Origin of the sequence: Comamonas suwonensis, assembly GCF_012844455.2 — a bacterium.
Lineage (GTDB): Bacteria > Pseudomonadota > Gammaproteobacteria > Burkholderiales > Burkholderiaceae_C > Comamonas > Comamonas suwonensis.
Map to the genome: position 1 here is coordinate 1 of NZ_JABBCQ020000039.1, position 5,645 is coordinate 5,645.

Below are 5,645 nucleotides of genomic sequence, written 5' to 3' on the forward strand. Positions count from 1 at the left end.
GTAAGAGCCTGACGATGACCTACTTTCACACGGGAACCCGCACTATCATCGGCGCTAAGTCGTTTCACGGTCCTGTTCGGGATGGGAAGGAGTGGTACCAACTTGCTATGGTCATCAGGCATAAACTTTTTGTCAGATTGATCGCTCTTTGATTAACTTCTTAATCAAACTCACTTTCAATCCAACGAATTCATAGAGTCTCAATCAGCTTATTCGATTGCGCCTTTTCGGCATAACTTGAATGACCACTTGCATGATTCATTCTGTCTTTTCATTTCTGAGCTAAACCCAAAGTTATAGGGTCAAGCCGCTCGGGCAATTAGTACTGGTTAGCTTAACGCATTACTGCGCTTCCACACCCAGCCTATCAACGTCGTGGTCTACAACGACCCTTCAGGGGGCTCAAGGCCCCGGCAGATCTCATCTTGAAACGAGTTTCCCGCTTAGATGCTTTCAGCGGTTATCTCTTCCACACTTAGCTACCCTGCGATGCCACTGGCGTGACAACAGGTACACCAGAGGTGTGTCCACTCCGGTCCTCTCGTACTAGGAGCAGGCTTCCTCAAATCTGCAGCGCCCACGGAAGATAGGGACCAAACTGTCTCACGACGTTTTAAACCCAGCTCACGTACCTCTTTAAATGGCGAACAGCCATACCCTTGGGACCGACTACAGCCCCAGGATGAGATGAGCCGACATCGAGGTGCCAAACACCGCCGTCGATATGAACTCTTGGGCGGTATCAGCCTGTTATCCCCAGAGTACCTTTTATCCGTTGAGCGATGGCCCTTCCATACAGAACCACCGGATCACTATGTCCTGCTTTCGCATCTGCTCGACTTGTCAGTCTCGCAGTTAAGCACGCTTATGCCATTGCACTATCGTCACGATGTCCGACCGTAACTAGCGTACCTTCGAACTCCTCCGTTACGCTTTGGGAGGAGACCGCCCCAGTCAAACTGCCTACCATGCACTGTCCCCGATCCAGATAATGGACCAAGGTTAGAACCTCAAACGCACCAGGGTGGTATTTCAACGTTGGCTCCATGTGATCTAGCGACCACACTTCAAAGCCTCCCACCTATCCTACACAGATCCGTTCAAAGTCCAATACAAAGCTACAGTAAAGGTTCATGGGGTCTTTCCGTCTTTCCGCGGGGAGATTGCATCATCACAAACATTTCAACTTCGCTGAGTCTCAGGAGGAGACAGTGTGGCCATCGTTACGCCATTCGTGCAGGTCGGAACTTACCCGACAAGGAATTTCGCTACCTTAGGACCGTTATAGTTACGGCCGCCGTTTACTGGGACTTCAATCAAGAGCTTGCACCCCATCATTTAATCTTCCAGCACCGGGCAGGCGTCACACCCTATACGTCCACTTTCGTGTTTGCAGAGTGCTGTGTTTTTATTAAACAGTCGCAGCCACCAATTTTTTGCAACCCCTTTTAGCTCCGTTTGTTCAACTTCACTGACTTGGGGTACACCTTCTCCCGAAGTTACGGTGTTAATTTGCCGAGTTCCTTCTCCTGAGTTCTCTCAAGCGCCTTAGAATACTCATCTCGCGCACCAGTGTCGGTTTGCGGTACGGTCGTCAATAGCTGAAGCTTAGTGGCTTTTCCTGGAAGCAGGGTATCACTCACTTCGTCTGCAAGCAGACTCGTTATCACCCCTCATCTTAGCCCGGCGGATTTGCCTACCAGGCATGACTACAGGCTTGAACCAACATATCCAACAGTTGGCTGAGCTAACCTTCTCCGTCCCCACATCGCACTATTGATCGGTACAGGAATATTGACCTGTTTCCCATCAGCTACGCATCTCTGCCTCGCCTTAGGGGCCGACTCACCCTACGCCGATGAACGTTGCGTAGGAAACCTTGCGCTTACGGCGAGGGGGCTTTTCACCCCCTTTAACGCTACTCATGTCAGCATTCGCACTTCTGATACCTCCAGCATCCGTCTCCAGACACCTTCACAGGCTTACAGAACGCTCTCCTACCACGTGCCATAAATGGCACATCCGCAGCTTCGGTAACTGGCTTAGCCCCGTTACATCTTCCGCGCAGGACGACTCGATCAGTGAGCTATTACGCTTTCTTTAAATGATGGCTGCTTCTAAGCCAACATCCTGACTGTTTTAGCCTTCCCACTTCGTTTCCCACTTAGCCAATTTTAGGGACCTTAGCTGGCGGTCTGGGTTGTTTCCCTCTTGAGTCCGGACGTTAGCACCCGGTGCTCTGTCTCCCAAGCTGTACTCGTCGGTATTCGGAGTTTGCATAGGTTTGGTAAGTCGCCATGACCCCCTAGCCTAAACAGTGCTCTACCCCCGACGGTAATACTTGAGGCACTACCTAAATAGTTTTCGGAGAGAACCAGCTATTTCCAAGTTTGTTTAGCCTTTCACCCCTATCCACAGCTCATCCCCTAATTTTGCAACATTAGTGGGTTCGGACCTCCAGTACCTGTTACGGCACCTTCATCCTGGCCATGGATAGATCACTTGGTTTCGGGTCTACACCCAGCGACTGATCGCCCTATTCGGACTCGATTTCTCTGCGCCTCCCCTATTCGGTTAAGCTTGCCACTGAATGTAAGTCGCTGACCCATTATACAAAAGGTACGCCGTCACCCCTTACGAGGCTCCGACTTTTTGTAAGCATACGGTTTCAGGATCTATTTCACTCCCCTCCCGGGGTTCTTTTCGCCTTTCCCTCACGGTACTGGTTCACTATCGGTCGATGATGAGTATTTAGCCTTAGAGGATGGTCCCCCTATATTCAGACAGGGTTTCTCGTGCCCCGCCCTACTTGTCTGCAGCCTAGTACCACCGATCAGTTTTCACATACGGGACTATCACCCACTATGGTCGGCCTTTCCATGCCGTTTTGTTAACTGGTCGACTATCACTGCAAGGCTCTTCCGAATTCGCTCGCCACTACTATCGGAATCTCGGTTGATGTCTTTTCCTCTGGGTACTTAGATGTTTCAGTTCTCCAGGTTCGCTTCGCAACCCTATGTATTCAGGTTGCGATACCTCTTGCGAGGTGGGTTCCCCCATTCAGAAATCTCCGGATCAAAGCTTATTTGCCAGCTCCCCGAAGCTTATCGCAGGCTATCACGTCTTTCGTCGCCTATCATCGCCAAGGCATCCACCATATGCTCTTAGTCACTTGACCCTATAACTTTGACGTCTCTTGCGAAACACAAAGCTCTAGAATTTCAAAGACTGGTGAGGTCTTGCACCTCACGCGTTATGCCGTAATGTGAATATCTTTGGCTGCATCTTTCGATACAGCTTAGAGAATATTCGTCATTACTAAATATCTTTGCTTTCGCAAAATATTTGTTTTGACGCAATCAAAAAGTTGCTGATGGCACGGTGCATAAACCTTGGTTTATGCTTTCCACCAGCAACGCTGATTTCGACTCTATGAATTTTTAAAGAACAGCCTATTGATCAAAGATCAATATAAAAGCAGTCTGAAGCAGACTGCTTTTATATTGAATTTCTGTTTTCTCGCTTTCTCAACCCATGTCTTGCAACATCTGCTGAGCCAACGATTATAGCACCTTCAGGCGCTATCATTTTTAAACTTGGTGGAGGATGACGGGATCGAACCGACGACCCCCTGCTTGCAAAGCAGGTGCTCTCCCAGCTGAGCTAATCCCCCAGGATCCTCTTGCACTGGCATTGGAATCTTGGTGGGTCTAGTTGGGCTCGAACCAACGACCCCTGCGTTATCAACACAGTGCTCTAACCAGCTGAGCTACAGACCCATTCCTCAACACAACAAGCAAGTTTCCTTGCCCATCAAGCTTTGGCTTGTTCCAACAACCGATAAGTGTGGACGTTCAATTTAAAGCAGCATTTTTCCAGAAAGGAGGTGATCCAGCCGCACCTTCCGATACGGCTACCTTGTTACGACTTCACCCCAGTCACGAACCCCGCCGTGGTAAGCGCCCTCCTTGCGGTTAGGCTACCTACTTCTGGCGAGACCCGCTCCCATGGTGTGACGGGCGGTGTGTACAAGACCCGGGAACGTATTCACCGTGACATTCTGATCCACGATTACTAGCGATTCCGACTTCACGCAGTCGAGTTGCAGACTGCGATCCGGACTACGACTGGCTTTATGGGATTAGCTCCCCCTCGCGGGTTGGCAACCCTTTGTACCAGCCATTGTATGACGTGTGTAGCCCCACCTATAAGGGCCATGAGGACTTGACGTCATCCCCACCTTCCTCCGGTTTGTCACCGGCAGTCCCATTAGAGTGCTCAACTGAATGTAGCAACTAATGGCAAGGGTTGCGCTCGTTGCGGGACTTAACCCAACATCTCACGACACGAGCTGACGACAGCCATGCAGCACCTGTGTTACGGTTCTCTTTCGAGCACGAAACCATCTCTGGTAACTTCCGTACATGTCAAAGGTGGGTAAGGTTTTTCGCGTTGCATCGAATTAAACCACATCATCCACCGCTTGTGCGGGTCCCCGTCAATTCCTTTGAGTTTCAACCTTGCGGCCGTACTCCCCAGGCGGTCAACTTCACGCGTTAGCTTCGTTACTGAGTCAGTTAAGACCCAACAACCAGTTGACATCGTTTAGGGCGTGGACTACCAGGGTATCTAATCCTGTTTGCTCCCCACGCTTTCGTGCATGAGCGTCAGTACAGGTCCAGGGGATTGCCTTCGCCATCGGTGTTCCTCCGCATATCTACGCATTTCACTGCTACACGCGGAATTCCATCCCCCTCTACCGTACTCTAGCCATGCAGTCACAAAGGCAGTTCCCAGGTTGAGCCCGGGGATTTCACCTCTGTCTTACATAACCGCCTGCGCACGCTTTACGCCCAGTAATTCCGATTAACGCTTGCACCCTACGTATTACCGCGGCTGCTGGCACGTAGTTAGCCGGTGCTTATTCTTACGGTACCGTCATGACTCCGGGATATTAGCCCAGAGCTTTTCGTTCCGTACAAAAGCAGTTTACAACCCGAGGGCCTTCATCCTGCACGCGGCATTGCTGGATCAGGCTTTCGCCCATTGTCCAAAATTCCCCACTGCTGCCTCCCGTAGGAGTCTGGACCGTGTCTCAGTTCCAGTGTGGCTGGTCGTCCTCTCAGACCAGCTACAGATCGTTGGCTTGGTGAGCCTTTACCCCACCAACTACCTAATCTGCCATCAGCCGCTCTAGTAGCACAAGGTCTTGCGATCCCCTGCTTTCATCCGTAGATCTCATGCGGTATTAGCTACTCTTTCGAGTAGTTATCCCCCACTACTAGGCACGTTCCGATGTATTACTCACCCGTTCGCCACTCGTCAGCATCCGAAGACCTGTTACCGTTCGACTTGCATGTGTAAAGCATGCCGCCAGCGTTCAATCTGAGCCAGGATCAAACTCTATAGTTCGATCTTGAATTTAAAGTCTTTCGACTGCTCACTCACTTGACGGAATCAAGAAGAATAAATTCTTCAATAATTACTGTTTTTGTGAGCGCTTGATACTCCGAAGAGTTTTGTTCCGAAGAACTGGCTGCTTGCCATCAAACGCCCACGCTTATCGGCTGTATTTTTTTAAGGAACCGAAATCAAAACTGGCCAAACCATTCTTGAATTTCGTTGCTTGCTGTGATCAGCGAAGC

At 50.3% G+C, this 5,645-nt stretch carries 2 tRNA genes and 3 rRNA genes; all 5 read right to left on the minus strand.

Annotation, left to right across the window (positions count from 1 at the left end):
• Window positions 1-6 precede the first annotated feature (6 nt).
• Window positions 7-119: ribosomal RNA gene (gene rrf, locus HF327_RS21570) — 5S ribosomal RNA — on the minus strand.
• Window positions 120-298: 179 nt separating this feature from the next.
• Window positions 299-3,178, minus strand: a 23S ribosomal RNA gene (locus HF327_RS21575).
• Between the two features lie 419 nt (window positions 3,179-3,597).
• Window positions 3,598-3,673: transfer RNA gene (locus HF327_RS21580), tRNA-Ala, on the minus strand.
• 29 nt (window positions 3,674-3,702) lie between these two features.
• Window positions 3,703-3,779: transfer RNA gene (locus HF327_RS21585), tRNA-Ile, on the minus strand.
• Between the two features lie 100 nt (window positions 3,780-3,879).
• Window positions 3,880-5,412 (minus strand): 16S ribosomal RNA (locus HF327_RS21590).
• Together the 16S, 23S and 5S rRNA genes with 2 tRNA genes alongside form the textbook arrangement of a ribosomal RNA operon.
• Window positions 5,413-5,645 lie beyond the last annotated feature (233 nt).